21 protein-coding genes are annotated in these 23,438 nt (G+C 41.8%); 6 read left to right on the top strand and 15 right to left on the bottom strand.

Annotated features, from left to right (window positions below):
* Nucleotides 1-35 precede the first annotated feature (35 nt).
* Complete coding sequence (locus A11Q_RS08320; RefSeq protein WP_015470364.1) at nt 36-2,984, top strand: proline dehydrogenase family protein; 2,949 nt, start codon at nt 36-38, stop codon at nt 2,982-2,984.
* Here A11Q_RS08320 and A11Q_RS08325 read toward each other — a convergent pair.
* The 6 genes from A11Q_RS08325 to A11Q_RS08350 all read right to left on the bottom strand — a co-directional run bounded on the left by A11Q_RS08325 (nt 2,913) and on the right by A11Q_RS08350 (nt 7,713).
* A complete protein-coding gene (locus A11Q_RS08325) occupies nt 2,913-3,860 on the bottom strand; it encodes a rhomboid family intramembrane serine protease (RefSeq protein WP_015470365.1) in 948 nt (315 codons plus the stop codon). The two genes, A11Q_RS08320 and A11Q_RS08325, sit on opposite strands and share 72 nt — an antisense overlap.
* Nucleotides 3,857-5,095, bottom strand: a complete 1,239-nt coding sequence (locus tag A11Q_RS08330) for an RDD family protein (RefSeq protein ID WP_015470366.1) — start codon at nt 5,093-5,095, stop codon at nt 3,857-3,859. The genes A11Q_RS08325 and A11Q_RS08330 overlap by 4 nt, the downstream gene beginning before the upstream one ends.
* 62 nt (nt 5,096-5,157) lie before the next feature.
* Nucleotides 5,158-5,673 (bottom strand): hypothetical protein, encoded by a 516-nt coding sequence (locus A11Q_RS08335; RefSeq protein WP_015470367.1) that lies wholly within the window; start codon nt 5,671-5,673, stop codon nt 5,158-5,160.
* Between the two features lie 117 nt (nt 5,674-5,790).
* A complete protein-coding gene (locus tag A11Q_RS08340) occupies nt 5,791-6,228 on the bottom strand; it encodes a helix-turn-helix domain-containing protein (protein WP_015470368.1) in 438 nt (145 codons plus the stop codon).
* Nucleotides 6,229-6,368: 140 nt separating this feature from the next.
* Entirely contained in the window at nt 6,369-7,088 is a 720-nt protein-coding gene (locus A11Q_RS13565) for a phosphatase PAP2 family protein (RefSeq protein ID WP_015470369.1), read from the bottom strand.
* A gap of 52 nt (nt 7,089-7,140) precedes the next feature.
* On the bottom strand, nt 7,141-7,713 hold the full coding sequence (locus A11Q_RS08350) for a hypothetical protein (protein WP_015470370.1): 573 nt from the start codon (nt 7,711-7,713) through the stop codon (nt 7,141-7,143).
* Between the two features lie 229 nt (nt 7,714-7,942).
* On the opposite strand from A11Q_RS08350, the gene A11Q_RS08355 reads away from it, so the two are divergent.
* From A11Q_RS08355 to A11Q_RS08370, 4 genes are read left to right on the top strand one after another with little or no spacing between them, the layout of a single operon-like run.
* On the top strand, nt 7,943-8,809 hold the full coding sequence (locus A11Q_RS08355; protein ID WP_015470371.1) for a lipase family alpha/beta hydrolase: 867 nt from the start codon (nt 7,943-7,945) through the stop codon (nt 8,807-8,809).
* Nucleotides 8,810-8,822: 13 nt separating this feature from the next.
* Complete coding sequence (locus A11Q_RS08360; protein ID WP_015470372.1) at nt 8,823-10,274, top strand: ArnT family glycosyltransferase; 1,452 nt, start codon at nt 8,823-8,825, stop codon at nt 10,272-10,274.
* Between the two features lie 33 nt (nt 10,275-10,307).
* Nucleotides 10,308-11,513 carry a glycosyltransferase family 9 protein gene (locus A11Q_RS08365; protein ID WP_015470373.1) on the top strand — a complete coding sequence of 402 codons (1,206 nt, stop codon included), beginning with the start codon at nt 10,308-10,310 and terminating at the stop codon, nt 11,511-11,513.
* Nucleotides 11,510-12,460, top strand: coding sequence for a hypothetical protein (locus A11Q_RS08370; RefSeq protein WP_015470374.1), 951 nt, complete (start codon nt 11,510-11,512; stop codon nt 12,458-12,460). Before A11Q_RS08365 ends, A11Q_RS08370 begins: the two co-directional genes overlap by 4 nt.
* 10 nt (nt 12,461-12,470) lie before the next feature.
* Here the strand turns inward: A11Q_RS08370 and hemH are convergent, their stop codons facing one another.
* Genes hemH through A11Q_RS08415 form a run of 9 tightly spaced genes read right to left on the bottom strand, consistent with a single transcriptional unit; the run spans nt 12,471 to nt 22,296 of the window.
* Nucleotides 12,471-13,400 carry a ferrochelatase gene (gene hemH / locus A11Q_RS08375; RefSeq protein ID WP_015470375.1) on the bottom strand — a complete coding sequence of 310 codons (930 nt, stop codon included), beginning with the start codon at nt 13,398-13,400 and terminating at the stop codon, nt 12,471-12,473.
* Nucleotides 13,397-14,650, bottom strand: coding sequence for a protoporphyrinogen/coproporphyrinogen oxidase (locus A11Q_RS08380; RefSeq protein ID WP_015470376.1), 1,254 nt, complete (start codon nt 14,648-14,650; stop codon nt 13,397-13,399). Before A11Q_RS08380 ends, hemH begins: the two co-directional genes overlap by 4 nt.
* Nucleotides 14,647-15,990 carry an oxygen-independent coproporphyrinogen III oxidase gene (gene hemN / locus A11Q_RS08385; protein WP_041575188.1) on the bottom strand — a complete coding sequence of 448 codons (1,344 nt, stop codon included), beginning with the start codon at nt 15,988-15,990 and terminating at the stop codon, nt 14,647-14,649. Before hemN ends, A11Q_RS08380 begins: the two co-directional genes overlap by 4 nt.
* Nucleotides 15,984-17,009 carry a uroporphyrinogen decarboxylase family protein gene (locus A11Q_RS08390; protein WP_015470378.1) on the bottom strand — a complete coding sequence of 342 codons (1,026 nt, stop codon included), beginning with the start codon at nt 17,007-17,009 and terminating at the stop codon, nt 15,984-15,986. The genes hemN and A11Q_RS08390 overlap by 7 nt, the downstream gene beginning before the upstream one ends.
* Nucleotides 17,010-17,058: 49 nt before the next feature.
* The gene (locus A11Q_RS08395) at nt 17,059-17,739 is read right to left on the bottom strand and encodes a response regulator transcription factor (RefSeq protein ID WP_015470379.1); all 681 of its coding nucleotides are present in this window, start codon (nt 17,737-17,739) and stop codon (nt 17,059-17,061) included.
* On the bottom strand, nt 17,732-18,622 hold the full coding sequence (locus tag A11Q_RS08400; protein ID WP_015470380.1) for a sensor histidine kinase: 891 nt from the start codon (nt 18,620-18,622) through the stop codon (nt 17,732-17,734). Before A11Q_RS08400 ends, A11Q_RS08395 begins: the two co-directional genes overlap by 8 nt.
* 2 nt (nt 18,623-18,624) lie before the next feature.
* Complete coding sequence (locus A11Q_RS08405; protein ID WP_200860209.1) at nt 18,625-19,908, bottom strand: glutamate-1-semialdehyde 2,1-aminomutase; 1,284 nt, start codon at nt 19,906-19,908, stop codon at nt 18,625-18,627.
* Nucleotides 19,909-19,915: 7 nt separating this feature from the next.
* Nucleotides 19,916-21,361, bottom strand: coding sequence for a hydroxymethylbilane synthase (gene hemC / locus A11Q_RS08410; RefSeq protein WP_015470382.1), 1,446 nt, complete (start codon nt 21,359-21,361; stop codon nt 19,916-19,918).
* 5 nt (nt 21,362-21,366) lie between these two features.
* Entirely contained in the window at nt 21,367-22,296 is a 930-nt protein-coding gene (locus A11Q_RS08415; RefSeq protein WP_015470383.1) for a Rossmann-fold NAD(P)-binding domain-containing protein, read from the bottom strand.
* Nucleotides 22,297-22,382: 86 nt separating this feature from the next.
* Here A11Q_RS08415 and hemB point away from each other — a divergent pair, with 86 nt between their 5' ends.
* Entirely contained in the window at nt 22,383-23,360 is a 978-nt protein-coding gene (gene hemB / locus A11Q_RS08420) for a porphobilinogen synthase (protein ID WP_015470384.1), read from the top strand.
* Nucleotides 23,361-23,438: the final 78 nt, after the last annotated feature.

Genomic DNA, 23,438 nt, shown 5'->3' on the forward strand with positions numbered 1-23,438 from the left:
ACCCCGAAATCACAATCATATTTTGGGGGATGTTCATGCAGGACACGCAAAGCAAAATTTTATCATTAGGCGAAGAGATTCTTAAAAAAATTGAATCTCAATCTAAGGCTTCTTTGTTCTCTAAAGATTTCTGGTACGGCTCTATCATGGAATGGAGCATGAAAAACGATAAGTTCAAAACGAATATGTTTCGCTTTGTGGACGTATTACCTGCTTTAAATTCTGGTGACGATGTCGCTAAGCACTTAAAAGAATACTTCTCGGAAGGTGGCAAAACTGAATTGCCAGCTGTCTTCAATGTCGGACTGGGTTTAGGTTCATTGGCCCCAGGCTTGATGGCTGGTGCGATCAAAAAAAACGTCACCTCAATGGCAAAGATGTTCATCACCGGAGAAAATCCACAGGACGCGCTAACTGTTCTGAAGAAAGCTCGTAAAAATAATTTAACTTTCACAGTTGATATCTTAGGTGAAGCGACTCTTTCTGAAAAAGAGGCGATGGATTACCAACGCCGTTATTTAGAACTGATCGAATGGCTCGCAAAAGACGCGGCGACATGGAATGAGATTCCACAATTAGATCGCGATGCGGATGGATCTATTCCAAAAGTGAATGTCTCTGTAAAAATGTCAGCTCTGTATTCTCAGATCAATGACAAAGCATGGAATGAAACTAAAACTATCCTGAAAGATCGTCTACGCCCTGTCTTTAAAAAAGGTATGGACCTAGGAGTCTTTATCAATTTGGATATGGAGCACTATGGAGTTAAACACCTCACTGTAGAAGTCTTCAAAGAATTAATTAACGAACCGGAATTACGTTCGTATCGTTTCTTCGGTTGTGTGGTTCAGGCTTACTTGCGTGACTCTTTCCAAGATATTAAAGACCTGACAGAATTCGCCCGTGAGCGCGGAGTTCCATTCACTATACGTCTTGTTAAAGGTGCTTACTGGGATTCTGAAACCATCGAAGCCAAACAAAAAGATTGGCCAATTCCCGTCTACACCATCAAGGCTGAAAGTGATGCGAACTATGAAGTTTGTGCCAGTTACTTATTAGAAAATTATAAACACATCCGCGTAGCACTGGCGTCACACAACGTACGTAGCTTATCAGCGGCTTTAGTTAAAGCTGAGCAACTAGGTCTTCCTAAAAATGCTTTTGAAATCCAAATGCTTTATGGAATGGCTGAGCCGATTAAAAAAACATTCGCTGACATGGGCTACCGCGTGCGTGAGTATGCTCCGGTCGGGGAATTGATTCCAGGAATGGCCTACCTTGTTCGTCGTCTTCTTGAAAATACATCTAATGAATCATGGCTGCGTGGCAAGTTTGCTGAAGACAAAACACCTGCGGAACTTCTAAAAGATCCGTCAGTGGGTTTAACACCAACGTCCCCACTGCCAGTAAAAAAAGAAGGTTTGTTTTATAACGAAGCCCTATTGGATTTTGCCGTGGCTGAAGTTCGTCAGCAAACTTTAGCGGCTTTAGATCAACTGCGCCGCCAGTTACCAGTAAAGGTTTTACCTGTTGTTGCTGGGCAGGCCTTAACAACTGAAAAAATCTATCAGCGTAAAAATCCATCTTTGATTTCACAAACTGTTGCTGAAGTTCAAATGGCAGATAACGCTATGGCTGAAAAAGCAATTCAGGCTGCACACAAAGCTTACGCTTCTTGGAAGAAAGTCAGTGCCACTGAACGCGCGGCTATTTTGGATAAAGCTGCAGATCTGATGCTGAAAAAACGCTATCAGTTAATGGCCACGCAAGTTTTAGAAGTTGGAAAACCGTGGGCTGAAGCTGATGGTGATATCTGTGAAGCTATTGACTTTTTACGTTACTACGCACGCCACATGCGTGAACTCGCTCACCCATTACGCGTAGGACACGCCCCTGGTGAAATCAGCCAATACATTTACAAACCTCGTGGTGTCGTCACCGTGATTGCTCCATGGAACTTCCCACTGGCGATCCTTGCTGGACAAGTGACAGCCGCGATTGTCACTGGAAACACAGTGGTGATGAAGCCTGCAGAACAAAGTTCATTAGTCGCTCAAGGTCTTTTTGATATTCTAAAAGAAGCCGGATTACCGACGTCTGTAGTTGAGTTTTTACCTGGATATGGTGAAGAAGTTGGTGACTACCTTGTTAAACATCCATTAACGACAACAATTGCATTCACAGGTTCTAAAGCTGTAGGTCTTATGATCCTGAAAAATGCCGCTGAGGTGAAAGCCGGACAGCAACACGTCAAACGCTGCATTATCGAAATGGGTGGAAAAAATGCCCTAATCATCGATAACGATGCCGATCTAGATGAAGCCGTTGATGCGGTTCTTTACTCAGCTTTTGGGTTTTCAGGACAAAAATGCTCAGCCGCTTCACGCGTGATTGTATTAGATGAAGTTTATGAAAAATTCACTGAACGCCTTGTTGAAGCTGCACGCTCAATTAAAATTGCCTCTAGTGAAAATCCTGATGCTTATCTTGGACCTGTTGTAGACGAAGAGGCTTACACGCGTTTGATGAATACTATCCAACAAGCTGAGCAGAAATACACAGTCCTTTTCAAAGGCGAATCTCCTGTCGGAGGATACTATGCCCCGATCACAATTTTAGGAAATGTTCAGGCTAATGACGATGTCGCTCAAAATGAATTTTTTGGTCCTATCATGGCTTTAGTCAAAGCACGCGACTTAGATCATGCTATCGAAATTGCGAATTCTACTGAGTATGCTTTAACAGGCGGGTTGTTTTCACGTTCACCTGCTAATATTGAAAAAGTAAAAAAAGAATTAGAAGTTGGTAACATGTACATCAACCGCGGTATCACAGGTGCTATGGTGGAACGCCATCCCTTTGGTGGTTTTAAAATGTCAGGCATCGGATCAAAAACAGGTGGACCAGACTATTTAAGACAGTTCATGGAGCCCATCGTTGTAACTGAGAACACGATGAGACGCGGCTTTGCTCCTGAAGAATAAGTAAAAGGTTCCCAAGGCAAATCCCATCAATGCCCCACCAACGTGTGCTGAAACGGCCACGTTGGCGGCTACTCCAGTGGGTTCCCACAAAAGAGTCACAAAGTCCGAGATTAGAAAAACGGGAAACAGAAAAAATACCGGTAAATAAATTTGCCCATAACCATTTTTGACCGGAGCAATCAAATAACCCCACGGCATCAATCGGTTTCCATTAGTCGCCAGTAAGAAACTCATAAGTCCACTGGCGGCTGCACTCGCGCCGACAACAGCCATGCCACCTGTTTTATCAACAAGCAAAAAGGCCACGCCTCCAGCGAATCCTGAGAATAGATACACCGTCATCAACCATGTTTCACTGACACGCTTTTCAAGGTATCGCAATAACATAAAGATCACGAGCATATTACCTAACAAATGCATAAAGGACCCATGAATAAACTGATAGGTCACCCAAGACCATGGCGATAACTCGAAAGAACTTAAACCAAATTGATACTGAACTGAATTCAAATAGCTTTTATAAAATCCGGAAATAACTTCGCGATTTTCTGCGATCTGAACTTGGTCTCCTGTAAACGGATACGTTTCTACTCGCTTCCAAAAACGTTCGTCTTTAAGAGCTGAAAAATAAATTTGCGCAGCACTGCCCTTTAGATTTTTGACTTCTACAGGATCTAAGGTTTGAACATACATCTCGGCAACAGAGTTTTTAAATTTTTCATCATTGAGTATCTGTAAAGTATCTCGTGCCGGCCAAGAATCATAAATAATCGCAGTCACAACATAAAGAGTTATATTTAAAATCAAAACGGCCCATGAAAGGCTCCATTCCGGTTTCTTTAAATTAAGCTCTTTAAAATCACCTGGAAAAATCACATACTCTCCAGTAGATCTAATATTTTTTGGTTTGCACTTTCTGTATTAATAATATCTTCGACTTTATCTTCAGATGAAAAGCTCGCAGGGACACGACGTGGCTGTTGCTGTGAACTCATCTGCCATAACAGTTCAGAAATTTGATACTTCCTCACCTGTTTGATATGTTGATGACGGGCCACGTGTTTGAAGTTTTCTGCTAACTCCGTATCTTTATCTAAAAGAATCCCCACTTCATAGCGTAAGACATCAGATAAGATATCCTTTCCTACAAGGCTACTGTAGAGCTTTTCGGTCTCGTCATATTGAAAAGCTCTGGCGACCCGACAACCTAAAGACAGTTTATCATAGTCCTCTTCAGACTCGTTCACACACGCTTGGTTCTTATATAACAGCTCTTTCGCATCATCGACGGCCGTCAAAGATTTTGCATAATACGCCAAACTCGTATCACCTTTTTTCTGCCTCCAAAGGACAAAATCAGACTCCCTGTCTAGGCACTCGTCTGACAATTGGTTAACGATATTCATCGCGATCGCTACAGGTAATCTTTCTGTAGCAGGAACATCTGCCATAGCTTCACAAAAGAAAGACTGCTCTTTAAAGGCGTTGAAACTTAGGTTTCGATCTACTATTTTTTCGTAATTCTGCCAGATCATGGCCGAAAACAGAAAACCCACAAACAAACTCAACGTCACGGTGAATGACTGCCAATAGCGGTATTCTTTTTCAAAACCCAAATGGACTTCACTGTCTTTACGACTCACCACAGTGACATCAGCAATGCGATCATAAAAAGTTCTTCTAGATCTATTTGTCATGACAGACAAGAATGGTATAGCCAGAAACAAAAAGCTGAACCAGAAACCTATTTGCCTTAAAAGAATCCGAAAGAATATGAAACTGTCTGATTCGCCAAAGTCGAACTGAATTTTCAAAAAGAATTGTCCCGGAGTCGCCTTGGCCACCGCCACGAATAAACTCTGTAGCACGCTGAAATAGATGACATAGACAAACGATGCCAAAATAAAAAATAGAAAGTTTTCCGGTGCTAAGGGATGGGATCTCCAAAAATCAAAACCATTTCGAAATGTCAGATACAGAAAAAATAACACAAAAGGTGATAACACCAAGTAATCAATAACAAATGAAAAAAATCGATCCATCAAATGTGCTGGAGCAAATTTAACTTTACGTGGAGTGCCTTGTTCAGAAGAAAAATCAGGAAATACCATACTGTTTTATCGGCACAATGAATGCGGCGATAAAACAGTTTCACTACTATTATTTTTATTTTTTACTGAATCTCGATATTGAGCACGCGACCTTGGTCGTTACGCTCGATGCTGACTTTGCCAATCTCTTGGCCTTGGCTATTTTTGAGTAAAATATTTTCGTGCTGAGCATCTGAATTTACAACTTCATACGACTGAGCATCTTTGAATACAGAACCATGTTGTTTGATCAACTGATCTGTTTTTAGAGTCACTGGAGTTTGATTTGGTAAAAGTGCAATTTTAAGCAACTTACCATTCACCACGCTGGCTTCGTACTTACCTTCTAGGGCTCCGAAAAGCAGCTTTTCCTGTAAGTTTGGTTTTTTACCAATAAGAATTTTTCCAGATGGGTCTTGAGCCACTGTTTTTGCTAACTCTTGCTCCCATTTGATTTGTTCTGGCTGAAATCGTTCACCAACATTAGCAACGCCACGATTTTGTTCTTGAGAAGAGTTTTGGATCACTAATTCGTTCACAGCAACAGCACCCGCTACCACCATAAACAATGTCAGACCGATCTTTTTTCTTTGATTCATACAATCATTCTACCTTATCTCAATTCAAAATACGAGTCGCATTTCTTCAGTTGATACAAAAAGAAACGGCCCGACAAACAGCGGGCCGCATCTTAAACTGCTAAATGATCTAAGCGATTAAGCTGCAACCACTTTGCGTCGACGTGCTTGGGAGGGGTCGATGTGATACTGTTTAACTTTTCTGTAAAGAGTCGCGCGGCCAATACCTAGAGCTTTTGCAGCTTCAGTTAGGTTACCTTTATACTGCGTGATAGCAGCTTCGATAGCCTTAGCCTCGATATCTTCCATTTTTTGTACTTTAACCGTCTCTGTTTGAGGAGTTGGGAAAGCCACAACGTTACTGCCGGCAGTTTCTACCGTCACAGGATTTGTACCAGTAGATAATGATGGTACGCCATTAACTAATTGCGAACGGAAAAATGGGTTATCTAATCCCTCTCTCCACTGCTGGCCCGAGTAAGTATAAAAACTCACATCCTGACCTTCACATGATTTTTTCACTTTTTCTGCAACCTCAGGGTTTTCACTTACGATGTAGACAAACGAACGAGCCATATGGCCTCCTCCTCAATATTTAAAATGAATCAAGTGACTCACAATGAATGTATCGGTTTGATAACCAGAAAAGATGAGGGCCAGTTTGCAAAATAATTTATTTTTATAGAATTTTGTTGATACGTCTTATATTGATACGTCTAAAACGAATATACGTAGTTTAAGCCCTGATACCCTTGACTTAGGACGGGAGTCAGCCTTCCGTAACTACGACTACTGCTTATGGTAGCTTCGCTCGGTTCGTAGGCCGCGCGTCCCATTAGAAAACCAATAAAGGCCCCTGCTACCACATCGCTAGCCCAATGCATATCATCCGCCATGCGGGATAACCCCACTCCCACCGCTAAAGGATAAGCTATAACGGCTGCCTTCCACCCATAAGCATAAGAGACACTGGTCGCCGTAGCGAAAGCTGTCGCCGTATGCCCAGAGGGAAAAGACTCATAGCGATTTTTATTCCCTGGCCGTGGTCGACCAAATGAGTACTTCATCAGTGTCGTTGTTGTCGTTTGCCATGCAAGGGCGCGCACATGGCTTTGCCAATTTTCAGAGTTATCATCAAAGAAATACTGTAGACCGATAATCGTAGCACCAGCGGCACCACTTCCTAAAACTAAATCTCCAAGAGCTGACACAGAACGTGGCATCTTCTGATGTTGCTTCCACTCTTCACGATAGCGATTATCTTGTGGTTCTGTGGCTACAGACGCGAAGGTCCCCATAACCAATACACTCAATGAGGTCTGATCTGTCAGTCGACCCCATACTCGATCAATATTTTTTTCTTTAAATGTCGGCAGCTCTTCCGCATGAAGATTTGCTGTAAGAAATAAGATGAAGAACAAAAAAAATGAGCGCATAAAAAATTATGCGCTCATTTCAATAAGCAAGTCTATGTTGTTTTACTAAAAACTATCTTCTGCCAGATTTAATCTTAACTTGTAGTTTTGAAATTAAGTGTACGGCCATTTTTTCTTGAACCTTACACATTTTCAACTCATCACGACGATAAGATCTTTGAGACGGAGTCAAAGTACCTGTTTCAAGCTCCATCTCGTAATCCATTTTGCTAGCGCGGATACCTTCTAGCTCTTTAGATTGTTGTTTGAATAATTTCGTTACTCCACTTACTGGAGCTACTTCAATCCACTCTTCTTTTTGACGATACCAAGAAACCATACGTAAAAAGCGAGCTTTGTTTTTAGCTAATGTAAATTGAGGAAATGAAGCCTCATTCAAATCTAAAATATTATCTACAGCATCAAAATCAAAATCGTTTTCTTCATCGAAATTGAACCCACCAGCTTGAGCTAACTTTTCCAGCTCTAAAGCGGCTTCAGCCTCTTCACGTGCTCTTAAAGACTCACTTGATTCATCATCAGAGTCTAAATCGTCATTATCCGTGTCAATTTCACGCTCGATTTTTTTAAACTCTTTTTCGTCTACATTTTTATTGATCGCTGCCGTAATATCAGTCGTGGACATATAATCTCCCCCGTTTTGAAAAGAAGACCCTTTATACTCTATTTGACCTCATGTCGCAATATGTCAAACCAGTTTTAATTGTTTAACGTGTAAAAAATTTAAATTTTAGCGACTTCCTTTGTTGCAAGGCCTGTCGTCTCTATCTAGAGTATTCAAACTAGTGATGGACAGTGCTAGGTGAGGCGCTGTGGATATATAGAGCTTGGATAAAAGCTACTATGGAGGGGATATGAAGTCTTTCTTTCTTAAGTTTGTATTTATTTTAGGGTTCCTTTGCACGGCTCTAGCAGCTAAAGCTCAAGATGTAGTTGTCCTCGTGCCTGGTTTTTTCAACTCTTTAGCTCCTGAGTACTTTTCTAACGAAATTATCAGTTCGTTTAAAAATAAGGGTTTTAAGGTTTACATTCCAACTGGCTTTAATCCCGTTGGGACTATTGAAGATAATGGTTCACGACTGGAAAAATTCTTAGCTCAAGTTGAAAAAGCTGAAAACAAACGAGTCTCTTTCAATTTAGTAAGCCACAGTGCTGGCGGTTTTTACTCGTTATATGTAGCTAATAGACAGCAGTTCACTATTAAAAACATCGTGACTATCTCGACACCATTTCAAGGCGTCGATTTTGTTACTAAATGGCTTGAAGACTCGACGCTCTTCAGAGCTTTAACTGAGCTGGCTCACCTCGACAGCTTAAAACAACTCACTCCTCAAGGAGTTAAAGCGTTCATTAGCTCTGTTCGCATCCAACCCGAGACCAAAATTCTAGCTTTCGGAGGCTTCCAAAAGAAGTCCCTTGATATTTGGAATGCACGCTATATCTCAGCACCTATGCGCATTAGCAGTCATTTTACAAATGGTGATTCTGACGGAATCGTCAGCTATAGCTCATCTATGGGGCTTGGCCATATTATGACAACTCAAGGGAAATCAGCGGTGCAACTACGTCACCCCAACTACCCTCTTTCATTAGATCACTGGGAACAAGTCCTCGATAGCCATGCCTTCTTACTGTTAGGTATTCGTAACCCTAGCTACATTCAAAAAGAACAAAAACGCTTTTACACAGGAATCGCAGACTACTTACTGAAACAGCAGTAGGTCTTCTTAAGAAATGAGCTTTTCTTCTGCACTGAAACAAAACTGGTTCTTTTGGCTTGGCCTATTCCTTATCACTCTGCTGAGATTACGCGTTGCCAGTCAGTTTGGTCTTGGTGTTGACGAAGCCCACTATGCACTTTACGGACAATATTTAGATTGGAGCTACTTCGACCATCCCCCACTCGTAGGATGGACGCAGGCCTTATTTCAGTTGTTACCAATTAATCCACTGGTGCAGGTTCGCCTAGCTGCCATTCTGATTGCTATTCTGACCTCCAAACTGGCATTGGATTATCTTTTATCTAAAAACATTCCACGTCACTTAGCTGCTTTATCTGTATTGGCTCTCAACCTCACACCGATGTTTAACGCCATGTCGATTGCTTTACTGCCAGATACTCTTTTAATGCCGCTAACCTTTTTAATCATTACAAGCACAGAGAATATTTTACGTGCGACCAACCTTAAGAATTGGTGTTTACTGGGGTTGTGGTTAGGGCTTGCCGGATTAGCAAAATACACCTCGGTTGTATATATCTTGGCTTTAGTTTTGACTTTTGCTTACAACAAAAAACTCAAAGAACTACTGAATTATCGCCTCTGGATTGGAGTTCTGATTTCATTTGTTCTAATTGCTCCTATTCTTTATTGGAATATCCAAAATGATTTTGCCAGCTTCCAGTATCAAGCAGATCATGTTTTAAAAATAGATACTCAAATGCTTTCCAACTTCGCTAGCTCAGTAGCTGTTCAAATGGTCAGCTGGGGTATTGGACCATTTTGGGCAGCCTTAATCCTTCACGTCATTTTATTAAGAAAATTCAAACAATATCCGCAGCTGCAAACAAGTTTGATTTTTGCATCAGTTTTCTTGGGGTTCTTTATTTATGTTTCTTTGGCAGAAGTCCTTTTACCTCACTGGATGCTCATCTACTTTATTTTAATGATCCCTGTGGCCTACAGTTTGATCGCACAAAATGACCGCTGGAAAAAGCTGAATATTCTAGGAGCTTCTTTTTCGGCTGTGCTAACTTTAGCTTTATTGTTCGAGCTTGGATTTAAACTTCTTCCTGCTAAATGGATGGCTGGTGCTTACGAAGGCATCTATGGCTGGGAAGAAATTATGAGTGGTGCCTCTGAAAAACTAAATGAAATCTCTGCAGAGAAAAAAGGCCTCGCCGTCATGAATTGGACACTGGGAAGTCGCGCCATGTATTACAACAAAACCGATACACCTGTTTTTGTTATTGATAGCCGACAAGACCAATTTGATATTTGGATGCCCGAAGCACCACTTAATTATGACTTAATTGTAGTCATTGAATCTCGCAAAAAAGACGAGCACACATCCCATTTAAATTGCAGTGAGTTGACTCTAGTTGGTCAGAAGACATCCGTTCTGAAAAATGTACCCGTTAATGAGTTTTTGTACTATCATTGTGCAAACTTCTTAGGTTATAAATAGATTGAATTTACATTAACGACGGCAAGGTTCACCATGAAGATCGAAACGATGCGAAAGATCGATTATGGGGTCGGAATCCCTCTGACCTTTTTGATCACCCTGTTTAAATTTCTTTTTCCTATTAGAAAATTAAGTTCCCCTGTTCCAAAAAAAGTACTTTTTATTGAACTTTCAGAAATGGGCAGTGCTATTTTAGCTGACCCGTGTATGCAACGGGCAAAGAACAAGTATCAGGCTGAAATCTTTTTCGTTATTTTCAAGCGCAATAAAGCTAGCTTAGACTTTCTAAAATCTGTCGATGAAAAGAATATCTTCACTATTGAAGACTCTTCTTTGTTTCGTATTATTGCCGACTCTATCCGTCTTTTCTTTTGGTGTGAAAAAAATAAGATCGATGTCACTATTGACCTTGAGCTTTTTTCAAGAGCTACAGCTTTACTGTCGTTCTTAACTCGTAGCCCAATTAAAACTGGTTTTCATAATTATCATGGTGAAGGACTTTACCGCGGAGACTTCCTTAATCGCAAAGTCAGTTATAATCCGCATATTCACATCGCTAAAAACTTTGTCGCTTTGGTGGATGCTTCCTTTACGCAAGAACCACAAGTTCCCTATTTAAAAACAGCCATTAGTGACGACGAAATTAAAATTCGCCAAGTGCCTGTGCCTCAGGACAAGATAGAACGAGTTCAGAAAGCTATTCGCGAACTTTATCCTGAATACACTCCTGAGCAAAAAATCTTACTAGTGAACCCAAATGCCAGTGAGTTTTTACCACAGCGTAAGTGGCCTTTAAATAACTACACTGAATTGATTCGCCTTGTATTAGCTCAACATCCTGACTATATCGTTTTGATGACAGGATCGCCGCAAGAACGTCCTGAAATTCAAACCATAGAAGATGCTGTTCAAAGTAAGCGCTGCCATAATTTTGCAGGCAAAGTGGCATTCAATGAACTCACCGCTCTTTACACCTTATCCCGAGTACTGATCACCAATGACTCAGGGCCTGGACACTTTTCAAGTGTGACACCTATTAAATCGTTTGTGTTTTTTGGGCCAGAGACCCCTGCACTTTATGGCTCTTTAGGTAATACGACGCCTCTATACGCTGGCTTTGCATGCTCTCCGTGTGTGAGTGCTTATAATCATCGTAAAACACCATGCAGTGATAACCAGTGCCTAAAAGTACTGACTCCTGATTTGATTTACCAAAAACTACAGCCTTCCCTAACATGAGTTTAAACTTATTACTGGCGTCTTTTGTAATATGGATTGCTACAACTCATGTGGCCTCTGCACAAATGCGCCGCGATCCCCTGTATATCGACAACATTGTGGTTGGAGACAGCGATGTGCGTGGGCTCGATTTTGGTTTTGGCCTTATCCCACCAGTTAAATTTGGCAACATCCTGTGGATCAATTCGTTTTCTGGTCACCAGTGGGAGCTCAACGAAGTTCGTAATTTGCCATTAGATCAAATTAGATTTTCGCAGTACCGCTACTCACCTATGTTGGTTGCTCCTCTAGCAGAGGGAGCCAGTATGTCCTTTGGCCTACCTATGACTTTCGCCGCCTTAGAGCATGAGCCACGACTACGTAACGACTCGTACTTTAATAATATCTTTGTAGCCTACAGTCGTCGTTCAGAGGCTGATGATGCCACGTGGTCTTTGGGTTTTGTTGTCTTAGACAAATCAAAACGCCGTCATATCTTTCCCACAGGAAGCTACAGCTATGCCAGCGATGATCGTAAATGGCGCTTTGCTTTTGGTTTCCCGTTCATAGCCATTACTTACTTTTTAAATGAATACGCCGAGTTCGGTACTTTTCTAGGACGCGACACCTCTTTAAACTACATTCCTGACGATCATCCATTGGCTCCACAAGGTCGCTATCTTGATCAAGAACATACAGCAGTAGGTATTGCTTCACGCTTCTATCTTCCACACAACATGAAGCTTAATATTATTTTAGGAAGTATGTTCCGTGGACGTTATCGCTTTATGGATAGCGACTACAACGAAACTCTTCGCCTAAAAGACTACGAAGATCTGAGTTATTTAAGAGTGGGACTGGCTTGGGGAATAACTAAACCCGCTGCTAAAAAATCAGACTCTAAAGCTGAGGACTGCACACCAGATAAAGATTGTACAATTCGTTCCGAAGCAAAGCCATCTCCGTAATTAGTAATTACTAATTTTGAAGCTCTTGTCGTAATCCTTGCACCAACATATCCGAATCATTCAGGCAGGGAATAAGTTCAAATGACTCACCCCCATGGGCTAAAAATTCTTTACGTAGCTCAAGGCCGATTTCTTCAAGGGTTTCTAAACAGTCTGCAACAAAGGAAGGACAGGCCACTTTTAAATGACGGATGCCTGACCCTACCAATCTGAGCATCATCTCTTCCGTGGATGGCTCTAACCACTTTTTAGGTCCTAAGCGGCTTTGAAAAGCTGTCGAAACCTGTGATTCAGATAGGCCTAATTTCCGGCGAACATCTGCTGATGTCTGATAACACTGTTGTTGGTAAGATATCCCTTTATCCATATCCTGAGACTTCGGTAACCCGTGATAAGAAAGCAACAGATGATCTTGTGAAGTCAAAGAGGAACCAATCTGGTGGGACAAGGCCTCAATATACCATTCACGTTGATAGAAAGGTGGAAGAACTTGAACCTTTAAATGCGAAGCCACCTCTGACATCCTGTCAATGGCACTTCCCACAGTGGCCCGAGCATGGTGTGGATATAAAGGCAAATAGACGATTCTTTCTGCATCTTGAGGCACCTGCGAAAAAGCATCAGCTAACGAAGGACTTCCGTACCTCATCCCGACAAGAACCTCCCAGTCAGAAGGCAATGCTTGCTGAAGTTTTTTTTGTAGGCGCTCTGTATACACGGCTAAGGGCGACCCGCTGTCCATCCAAATTTTCTGATACTTCGCTGCTGAAGCACTTTTTCTACGGGGTACAATCAGGCCCTTCACTAAGAGATCTCGAAATGGACGAGGTAATGTAATCACGTTGGGGTCCATCAGAAACTCTTTAAGATATTCACCAACGGCTTCTGCTGTTGGTTCATCGGGAGTCCCCAGTTGATTTAAGATTAAATACTTCTTCATTCTGCAATCTCTTCCCGAATCACATCAGCTAATTTTAGATTACGACCTAAAATTTTTCCTAAGCCAATAGCCCCTAAATAATTTCCAGTAAGATAAACCGGAGACTTCGCCTCTGATACACGCATACGGTTTTTTAAAAGATCACTATTTAGCACCTTCTTCAGCTCAAACCCATACAGTGGTAAAGCCTTCGGCCATCGTGTTACCTTTTTAAATTCAGGTTCATCGTGGTATTGAAGCATTTGCTTACGATCTGAAAGAACATGCTGAACTAATTCATCCTCGGTCAGTGCTGGCGATGCCTGATGAGGCACAATCCAGCTTTCACTTTGTAAAGAACCCCGCCCCGCAAAAATATCTGTGTTAAATAATACCCCGAGGGAATTAAACCCCTGCTCTCGAGGAAAAAGACAGCCAAAACCCTGTAGGGGTTTTTCTTTTTTAAAGCCCATCACCACGACATCTAAACCCACCGCTGGAACTTGCGCTAAAGACTCTGACAACTGTGGTGCTACTGACTTTAAGAGCTGTGACGAATTTAGATACGACGTCGCCACCACTACCGCTGCAAACTTCTTCTGTAAATCTGAAATTTCAACCTGCTGCTGATAGTGAAAAACTACTCTCTGCAATTTCAAATATTTTTCTAAAGACTCGATTACTGTATAAAGACCATTCTCGGAAGAAATACTGCCGCGCAATTGGCCTTTAGGAATTTTAATTTGTGGTTTTAAAACTCCACCAATAACTAAATCAGCGGATAAGTGCGCAGCTCCCACTCCGTAAATACCTTGCAAAGCAGGAGTTAAAAGGTTCTGGGTAAAACTATGACCAAAACAGCGTATCCCCCAATCAGCCACAGTTTCATCAGCAAATGGATGAAGCTTATTGGTCAACTTAGCTTTTAATAGACGACTAGCACTTTGGACTATTTCTAAAAGTGTTAGCGGCAATCGTTGTGGTTTGTTACGGAAAATCCAGCGCTTATTTGAACGGAACCCAGCCACAAGAGGTTTTAAACCTAAATCTTGAAACAGGGTTTCCACATGCTGGTTTGACAAAAGAGCATTCGCAGCACTCTCTGCCAAAATGGCCTCTTTTCGATCGGTAAAAATCAAGCCCCCACTGCGTGAAGAGGACTCGAAAATCTCGCAAGAAATCCCTTGCTTCGAGAGCGCCCACGCTAAAGTCATTCCAGAAAAACCAGAACCGATAATAGCAACTGATGGGGGCGCTTTTGTTTCGCTCATAAAGATTTAGAAAACACCTGTGTTTGTGGTTTTTGACGTTTCAATCTTTCATCAAAGAACAAACATGCATTTCTAAGGAATGGTTTCCCTTTTTCAGTCATTTGCAATTGCAATCCATTGATTTGCACTAAATCATCTAAGATCATTTCTTTTAGAAAATCCTCAGCCGCCTGTTTTTGCTCTTGGTCCAATTCAACAGTTCCATTAGTCATGAATTGCAAAATTTGAACACGCCTAGAGCGATCCTCTTCACTCAGAATATGCCCACGATGGGTTGGAATGTCCTGCTGCTCCACTCTTTGTTGGTAAGTAGCAAAAACTTTTTCATTTTGATGGAAGCTATAAGGCGTTTCACTAATACTGCTGACGCCGAGGCCAAGTAAAAGATCCGTTTTCTGATCTGTATACCCCATAAAATTGCGGTGCAGTTTTTTCTGTAACAAGGCCTGACTTAATGAATCTGTCGGTAATGCAAAGTGATCCATACCCACTTCAACATAACCTGCTGCTATCAGCTCGCGACGAGCTAACTCATAAAGATCACGTTTAGCTTTACCCGTTGGTAAGTCTTCATCTTTAAATAGTCTTTGAGCGGGTTTAATCCAAGGAACTAAAGCAAAACTATATAAAGCAATTCTATCTGGGCGTAACTGTACCGTTTTCTGAACTGTATCAAGCATCGTTTCAGGTGTCTGCTTGGCTAATCCGTAGATAAGATCAAAATTTACAGAACGATATCCTAGGCGACGAGCTTCTGATGTGATTTTTTCTGTGATCTCGTAAGGTTGAATGCGGTTTACTAATCTTTGCACTTCTGGATTGAAATCTTGCACACCAAGGCTGACTCGATCAAACCCCAACTCTTTTAAAACGATAAGCTGCTCTGTCGTTGTACGACGAGGGTCCACCTCAATAGAGCCTTCAAAATTATCAGCTAACTTAACTTGACTGAGTATAGGTTTAAGTAATTTCACTAAGTTCTCAGGAGACAAAAATGTCGGAGTTCCACCACCAATGTGCAAATGCTTAAGTGCCTTTTGACCTAATGCTGGCACCTGAGACAAATAGGTTTGCCACTCTTTTAAGATCAACTCAGCATAGGGTTCTTCGCGACGATGATCTTTTGTAATGATTGTATTACACCCACAAAATGTACAAAGAGACTCGCAATACGGAACATGCATGTACATCGCCCATGAACTCTGCGAATCCGAAAGCGTCTGTTTCAAATGCTCAATCCACAAATCTGTACTGGGTGCTTCTTCCCAATAGGGAACTGTCGGATACGAGGTGTATCTTGGAGCTGGTATATCGTATTTAGCAAACAGATGATTCACGATAACGTCTTCCTTACTGTGTCTACAAATAGTCTAACATTAGCTTCTGGTGTTTTAGGCAAAACTCCATGACCTAGCCCGCATACCCATCCCTTACGCTCTTCCACTGTTAGATCTTGATAAGTACGCAAGTAACTATCTAATTCTTTTTTAAATTCAGAAGTTTCTAAGTGAAGTAAAGATTGGTCAAAATTCCCTTGTACAAATCCAGAACGATTATTTTTTAAGATTTGTGGTAAATTCCATCGGTGATCAAAGCCTCTTCCCGCAAATGGAATTTTTTGAAAGGCTTCCGAAGTAAAATGGTCTGCTGTAGTTCCCTTAGAGTAATATCCCAAACGCTGAGGGAAAGCCTGTGCTAATTTAGCTAGTTCAGGAACAATGATCTCATTGTACAGACGAGGTGATAACTCTCCGGCTGCCGTATCAAACAACATCACCACATCGGCACCACCTTCAAATTGCAGACGTATATTTTCAATCAAAAATGGCGTCATCATCTCAGTAAACTTGGACCATAAATTGGGGATCGCCGTTTTCGCTTTAATTAATGAACCAGCATGGGTTCCCTCAACTGCATAAACAAACAGAGTCCATGGGCCGCCAACAAAGCCAATTAGGCCTTTATTTTTGTCTAATCTTTCACGTGTCAGTGACATCGCTTTCTTTTGAAATTCCATTTCTGGCAATGCTTCTTTCCAAGGTTTAAGCTTCGAAATATTTTCGATCGTTAAATGAAAACCTAATTGAGGTCCTTGATCCGTATAATCTAAACCTTGCCCAAATGCTTTTAATGGAAATAATAAGTCACTGAATAAAATCGCCGCATCAAAATCAAAATCTTGAATAGGTCCCATTGCCACTTCTGCTGCTAATTCCGGAACCATACAAAGCTCCATGAACGTATGTTTGGCTTTCAACGCTTGGTAGTGTTGGTGATAACGTCCAGCCTGTCTCATCATCCAAACTGGTGGAGTCTTTACAGTCTTACCTGCTAATGTATCTAGAAATAACTGACTCATGTTGCTGTCTCCTCTATTAAAAAACTCACTTCAATGCTTTATACACAGGTTATGTCCCAGCAATAACCCACTGATAGCCGACCCCTCGTACAGAGCGAATTAACTTTTCATCCGCATCTGAAATCGTATTGCGTAATCTGGCTATGGCATTGTCTATTGTGCGTGGACTTAAATCTTTATCCTGTCCCCATACTTTATTGATGATTTCATCACGACTGACGACTCGCGGGGCCTGTTCAACCAAAAGTTTCAAAATCATCATATCTTTCACTGGTGGATACTCGATATGGCCGTTTTTCAAGTGTACCGAATATCCCTGCAAATCAATGGAACAATGCTCTAAATCAATTTTTTGTGCTGTGCTCACGTGAGCATCCAGCACATGTTTCACACGAATCATGACTTCTTTTAAATGAAATGGCTTCGGAATAAACTCTTCGGCTCCCGCTTCGTAACCTCGCAGACGAGTTTCTGGGTCACCCTGTGCCGTTAAAAATATAAAATGTGGGTTTCCTGATGAAATATTCTTCAAATTTTCAGCAATGTTAAAACCATTACCATCTGGTAAGCCCACATCTAAAATCAATAGGTCGTATGTGTTTTTTTTCAAAGCCTCAAAAGCAGAAGACTGTGTTTTAACCCAGTCCACATCATACTCAATTTGCAGGCGCTCTTTTAAGATATCACCTAGTGTTAGTTCATCTTCGACTAAAAGGATTTTCTTACGCATTTTTCTTCCCCTGCTGTGAAGAAGATGCTGGCAACACGACGTCAACCTTAAAGCCCTGATCACTTTTTCTAAACAAAATTTGACCGCGCATTCGCTCTATCAGATCTTTTGTTAAATAAAGACCAAGTCCATTGCCCTGTTCGCTACGAGCCTTAAGAAGACGTGAGCCTAACTGACGATGATCGCCTTTGTAGCCCTGTCCATTGTCTGAAATTTCAATGTGCCAATTATTTTTATCTAAACGTGGGCTGATATCGACACGATTCGCTTTGCCATGTAACCACGCATTTTGGAATAGATTTCTAAAAATACTCTTTAGCGCCTGTCCATCCGCAACCACAACAGCATCTTGATGTAGTTTAATTTCTAAATCAGGCCATTCCACGCGCAAAAAGCCAATCACTGAACTCAACTTGATTTCTTGGGTTAATAGTTTTTGTGATCCCTCACGCGCTACCCATAGCGAATTTTCTAATTGTAAGTCTAAACGACTGACTTCCTCTAAAAGCTTTTGAAACTCGGGGCTTTCCGCTTTTTCAGCCATCACTTCAGTACGAAGTCTTAGTCTTGTTAATGAGGTTTTTAAATCATGTGCAAAATTTGAAAAGAAATTACGTAGTTTTTGATTACGGCTTTTTTCTTTATACGTGAACATCACTAGCATGAAGCCACCACAGAAAACTGCTGAAACCAAAACAGCACCTTCCCATATTAACATTCTTTGTAGGCTTTCAAATTTATGCTGATTCAAAACACTGGTCATCAGTTCGAGTTGTTCCAGTGAAAACATCCACCACCAAACAACTAAAGAGAATGTAAAAATAAACCAAAATAAAGAAAGCCCGAGTTTCCATCTTTCGATTCGTACAGCTTTCTCTATCATGACTATAATCCTTTAATTACATCAGTAAGAATTGTCGCCGCTTCAGTTAAAATTTCATCTGTATGTGCCAAAGATAAAAATCCAACTTCGTAAGCATTAGGAGCCAAATAAACTCCACGCTCTAATCCCTGCAAGAAGACTTTGTTAAAGCTTTCTTTTTGAGTTGCGGGAATCTGGTCTACACGGCGTAGTGGAGTCTCTGTTTTTTGATGGAACCAGAACAAGCTTCCCTGACGAATAAACTGTAAGTTTTTTTCTGCCATGGCATCTGTTAACTGCTTTTCAAAAAACTCACCTTTTTTATCTAGCTGAGTCCAACCCTGTTCGCGTTCCATTTTTTGTAATGTTCTAAGACCAGCTCTCATTCCCACAGGGTTGGCACTTAAAGTTCCGGCTTGATACACAGGCCCATTGGGAGCAACTAAATCCATGTATTCTTTTTTTCCACCGTAACATCCAACAGGGAATCCCCCACCGATAACTTTTCCATAGGTCACAAGATCTGGCTGAATCCCTAGGATCTGTGCCATACCACCTAAAGCCATACGGAAGCCCGAAATCACTTCATCGAAAATTAAAAGGACTTGGTGTTGTTTGGCTAAATCCGCCACTTTTTGCAAAAATTCTTTTCTTTGAATTAATAATCCGTAATTAGCTGGCAACGGTTCAATAATCACTGCAGCTAAATCTTTACCATGAAGAGTAAATACCTCTTCCAAAAGCGTTTCATCGTCTAGAGGGCACACGACTGTGCTTTCAGCCATACGGGCCGAAATTCCAGCACTTGAAGACGCGGCTATGCCGGCAAGACCACTTCCTGCTTTAACCAGTAAGGAATCCGCATGACCATGATAACAACCTTCGAATTTTAATATTTTTTCTTTACCCGTAACCGCACGCGCCACGCGTAGAGCGCTCATAACCGCCTCTGTGCCCGAAGACACAAAACGCAGTTTTTCAACCCAAGGAATACGTGAAGTGATCCACTCAGCTAATTCCAAGCTGTAAGGTTCACAGGCTCCGAAGCTCCACGCGGTGCCGATCATCTCGCGCACTTCGGCTTCCACTTCTGCATCACGATGACCTAAAACAAGTGGACCAAAGCTTTGACAGAAGTCGATGTACTTCTTGCCTTCAACGCTCCACAAATAAGGCCCTTGAGCAGATTTAAAGAAAACAGGTTCACGTCCCATTCCTGCAAAACTACGTACAGGTGAATGCACTCCCCCTGGGGCCACTTTTTTAGATCGTTCGAAGTACTCTTTTGAATTCACTTTTTTCTCCAGTAGATTTTTAATTCAATAATTCGACAAACAGTCTTTCATCTGACCCCAAGCGCTGGCGTAGAACTTCATAAGTTCGCCCCGGACCGCAGATATGAAAGGCTTTCTGAATATCGGGAACCTGAGATACAGCTAAATCAAACTCTTGCGGACTCGTCCAGATAAATGCTGTGTTTTCAGTCTTGATGTTCTGCGAAATCAGACTTAGCGACAGATCATAAGCTGCAATTGTCTGCTTATCGCCATAACCCGCCTGTGAAAGGGAATGACTTAAGCGTCCCCACTTCAGAGGTTCAACAAAGAAATGTTCAATTCGTAAATCTTCCACTTCCCCTAAGGACTCACTGCTACCATGAACCCATACGCCACGAGCGGCCAACTTTTTCCACGTCTCGCAACCAGCGGTCCAGACAATACCTTTAAATTCATGATTTAAGGTCCACGCATCCGCTTTCGCGACATAGAGCGCATCCAAATGTTGCACATCGGGTGTAGGACGTTCTTTTCGCTCAGCTTGAAATTCTAAACGTGTTCGTTGAACATTCGCAGGCAATGCTTTGTCAGTAACTAAAACTTTTTCAAAGATACTTTGCCCATCAGGAGTTAAGCCTCGGACAATTTTCACATCGCCATACGAGCGCTTCAGATAGCTCATACCTAAAGCCAAGTGACATCCACCACCAAAAGCTTGAAGAATTTGACGTTCTTTTTCGACAGCGGAAAAAGTGGCTTCGCAATTGATCGTCTTAAGAAGATCAGCCACATCCGAACGCCCCTGTTTAATTTCGACGGCTAATGCCCCTTGTGCGGCAGCATTTGGATCGTAACTTAAAGGCAGAACCATCCAATCAGACGTATTGAGGGTTTCGCGCAAAAAATCGCGTGTTTCAGGGAACTTGTCTCCATCCAAAAGACGATCTAAGGCCGCTTTCGCCAAAACCAGTCCGTCTATACTGTCATCTGCTAACCATTTACGAACACGTGTCGGAATGTTCCCACGTACACTTTCAAACTCTAATTTTTCTACGTTAGATGGCAACGCCCACGAAAAAAAATCTTTCAGATTATGAATACGTCTTGGGGACGACGAGAAAAATTTTAGATTTTTTTTCTGGCGCGATGATTTTTTGAATAATAAAAAATCCCGTTGATCAGCCCGTGGCAAAGTGGCCGCAATGTAGGTATCAGGTTTTTCCTGTGTCGGTAAATCCTTCCACGAGTGAACTACCATTTCAGTTTTTTCTTCAACCAAGTCTAAATAGAAGTCCTCAGTGAAAACTCCTTTTTCTGGCATCTTCCAAAGTGGGTTCTGTAAGTTTTTATCTCCGAGGGATTCGCGAAACAGGTACTCTACTTCTAATTGAGGGTTTGCCTTTTGCAGAGCTTCGCCGACTTGATACGCTTGGTAGCGTGCCAATTCGCTTTGTCGAGCCGATATTCTAAGTTTTGTTTTCATAAGAACTACAGATCATCCCAACCAAAAGGACGAATCTGTGCTCGCGCGTTTTCTTCAGCCTTCCAGTTCTCAATTCGAGTGTAGGCTCGACTGATGTGGTTTTGAATTTCCTGACGTTGGCTTTCGACTTCCGTGGCGAAATGATCTAAATGAGAATAATGTGCAATCTGTACCGAAGGGATAAAAGCCATTGAGTCATGGCGGAAATCATAAACTGCAAGCTGGGCATTCGTTGGCTGTGCGCCCATCCACTTTTGCAATGAGCTGTGGGTTAATGGTGCTGCCACTACCACCACTGATGAAAGTGGTGTAGCAGAATCCATCGGAAGCACTTCAAGAGCCTGTGCACCAAAAGATTTCTGTTTTACCTTTTCAACGTCACGACACCAAATGCGGTAAGAGTATTTTTTTTGAATCCAAGGGATCATCTCTTCAACTAACTGCCCTGCTCCGATAAAATCAATAACCACAGGCTCTGTTTGAACTTTAGCCAACGCACGATCAGTTAGTTTTTTTCTTAAAAGCGATCCGTAGCTTTGAGATCCCATTCCGCATAGAGCTTCGTCTCTGACTTTTTTTACAACAGAGTAAATATGTTGAATGCGCGGAGAAAATTTATTTTTAAAATCTTGGTCCTCAAGGTTTTGCCACCAGTTTTTAAACTGACCAAAGACTTCTGTTTCGCCAACCAACGGACTTTTTAAACCGCAAAGAACTTCAATTAAAAACTCTTCGGCATCTAAACCCTGATAAAGCTCATCTGTTTCCGACAAAGAAAAATCACGACCATAGATTTCTTCTGAAAAGAAAATTTGACGTCGACAAGTTTCCCACATTAAAAAAGATGGATCTTGTGAAACATCCACGCCCTGAAAGCTATAAGCAGCCGGACGAGACATTTTATGAGAACGATGTACTATAACAAGATCAGACATAGGATCGACATTATCATGTAGCTTTCATTAAAGTGTCACATCTTTGTCATGAAATTGAAAAAATAACTTTAAAAGTGGAGTTCTTTATGAAACTGACTCAAAGACCAAGACGAAACAGAAAAAACCAACAAATTCGCGACCTTACAGCGGAAACACACCTTCTTCCACAACACCTTATTTATCCGGTTTTTGTCTGCGAAGGCAGCAATGTAGAATCACCGATTAAAACATTAGCAGGTCAGTCGCGCTGGAGCCCCGATTTACTATCTAAAAAAGTAGCTCAGTGGAAGAAGCTTGGACTTACTCATTTTGCTCTTTTTCCGCAAATTTCAGAAGACAAAAAAAACTCCCGCGGTACAGAAGCCCTAAATGATAATGGTTTGCTACCGAATACAATTAAGCGTCTGAAAGATGACCACGCAGATATTTGCCTTATCACCGATGTGGCTTTAGATCCTTTTTCTTCTGATGGACATGATGGCATCGTTGAAAACGGCCGCATTCTCAATGACGAGTCTGTTGAGATTCTTGCCGAGATGTCTTTGAAACAGGCGGAATGGGGAACGGACTGGGTCGCTCCATCCGACATGATGGATGGGCGCATTGGTGCGATTCGAAAAAAACTCGATCAAACAGGTTACACAGAAACAAACATTTTAGCCTACACGGCTAAATACGCATCTTCCTTTTATGGACCTTTTCGGGATGCTCTTCAGTCGGCTCCTAAGTTCGGCGATAAAAAAACTTACCAAATGGACCCTCGCAATATCAAAGAGGCCGTGCGCGAAGCCAAGTTAGATTTATCTGAAGGTGCGGACATGATCATGGTAAAACCTGGGTTACCTTATCTTGATGTCATCGCTCGCTTAAAGCGTATTTCTGATGTTCCCGTCGCGGCTTATAATGTCAGCGGAGAATATGCCATGATTAAAGCGGCCGCGGCCGCTGGAGCTTTGGATGAAAATCGTGCGATTCTTGAAGTTATGACTTCATTCCGTCGCGCTGGTTCCGATGCCATTTTAACCTACTTTGCACCTCAGGTAGCGGAGCTTTTGCGTCAGTAAATCGCTTCAGCAATCAACGCAGGTGGACTCTACGTATCAGGACTTCTCGGACTCTGAAACTGTCTGTAGACTTCTTTG

The organism is Pseudobdellovibrio exovorus JSS (assembly GCF_000348725.1).
In the GTDB taxonomy this organism is placed as follows: Bacteria; Bdellovibrionota; Bdellovibrionia; order Bdellovibrionales; family Bdellovibrionaceae; genus Pseudobdellovibrio; species Pseudobdellovibrio exovorus.

Excerpts from the sequence above, each read along its gene's own strand:
- A11Q_RS08360 (WP_015470372.1), top strand. The coding sequence starts at position 8,823 with ATGAGCTTTTCTTCTGCACTGAAACAAAACTGGTTCTTTTGGCTTGGC.
- A11Q_RS08415 (WP_015470383.1), bottom strand. The coding sequence starts at position 22,296 with ATGTCTGATCTTGTTATAGTACATCGTTCTCATAAAATGTCTCGTCCG.
- A11Q_RS08390 (WP_015470378.1), bottom strand. The coding sequence starts at position 17,009 with ATGAGTCAGTTATTTCTAGATACATTAGCAGGTAAGACTGTAAAGACT.
- A11Q_RS08340 (WP_015470368.1), bottom strand. The coding sequence starts at position 6,228 with ATGGCTCGTTCGTTTGTCTACATCGTAAGTGAAAACCCTGAGGTTGCA.
- A11Q_RS08400 (WP_015470380.1), bottom strand. The coding sequence starts at position 18,622 with ATGATAGAGAAAGCTGTACGAATCGAAAGATGGAAACTCGGGCTTTCT.
- hemC (WP_015470382.1), bottom strand. The coding sequence starts at position 21,361 with ATGAAAACAAAACTTAGAATATCGGCTCGACAAAGCGAATTGGCACGC.
- A11Q_RS13565 (WP_015470369.1), bottom strand. The coding sequence starts at position 7,088 with ATGCGCTCATTTTTTTTGTTCTTCATCTTATTTCTTACAGCAAATCTT.
- A11Q_RS08365 (WP_015470373.1), top strand. The coding sequence starts at position 10,308 with ATGAAGATCGAAACGATGCGAAAGATCGATTATGGGGTCGGAATCCCT.
- hemB (WP_015470384.1), top strand. The coding sequence starts at position 22,383 with ATGAAACTGACTCAAAGACCAAGACGAAACAGAAAAAACCAACAAATT.
- A11Q_RS08395 (WP_015470379.1), bottom strand. The coding sequence starts at position 17,739 with ATGCGTAAGAAAATCCTTTTAGTCGAAGATGAACTAACACTAGGTGAT.
- A11Q_RS08320 (WP_015470364.1), top strand. The coding sequence starts at position 36 with ATGCAGGACACGCAAAGCAAAATTTTATCATTAGGCGAAGAGATTCTT.
- A11Q_RS08370 (WP_015470374.1), top strand. The coding sequence starts at position 11,510 with ATGAGTTTAAACTTATTACTGGCGTCTTTTGTAATATGGATTGCTACA.
- A11Q_RS08335 (WP_015470367.1), bottom strand. The coding sequence starts at position 5,673 with ATGAATCAAAGAAAAAAGATCGGTCTGACATTGTTTATGGTGGTAGCG.
- hemH (WP_015470375.1), bottom strand. The coding sequence starts at position 13,400 with ATGAAGAAGTATTTAATCTTAAATCAACTGGGGACTCCCGATGAACCA.
- A11Q_RS08380 (WP_015470376.1), bottom strand. The coding sequence starts at position 14,650 with ATGAGCGAAACAAAAGCGCCCCCATCAGTTGCTATTATCGGTTCTGGT.
- A11Q_RS08355 (WP_015470371.1), top strand. The coding sequence starts at position 7,943 with ATGAAGTCTTTCTTTCTTAAGTTTGTATTTATTTTAGGGTTCCTTTGC.
- A11Q_RS08330 (WP_015470366.1), bottom strand. The coding sequence starts at position 5,095 with ATGGTATTTCCTGATTTTTCTTCTGAACAAGGCACTCCACGTAAAGTT.
- A11Q_RS08350 (WP_015470370.1), bottom strand. The coding sequence starts at position 7,713 with ATGTCCACGACTGATATTACGGCAGCGATCAATAAAAATGTAGACGAA.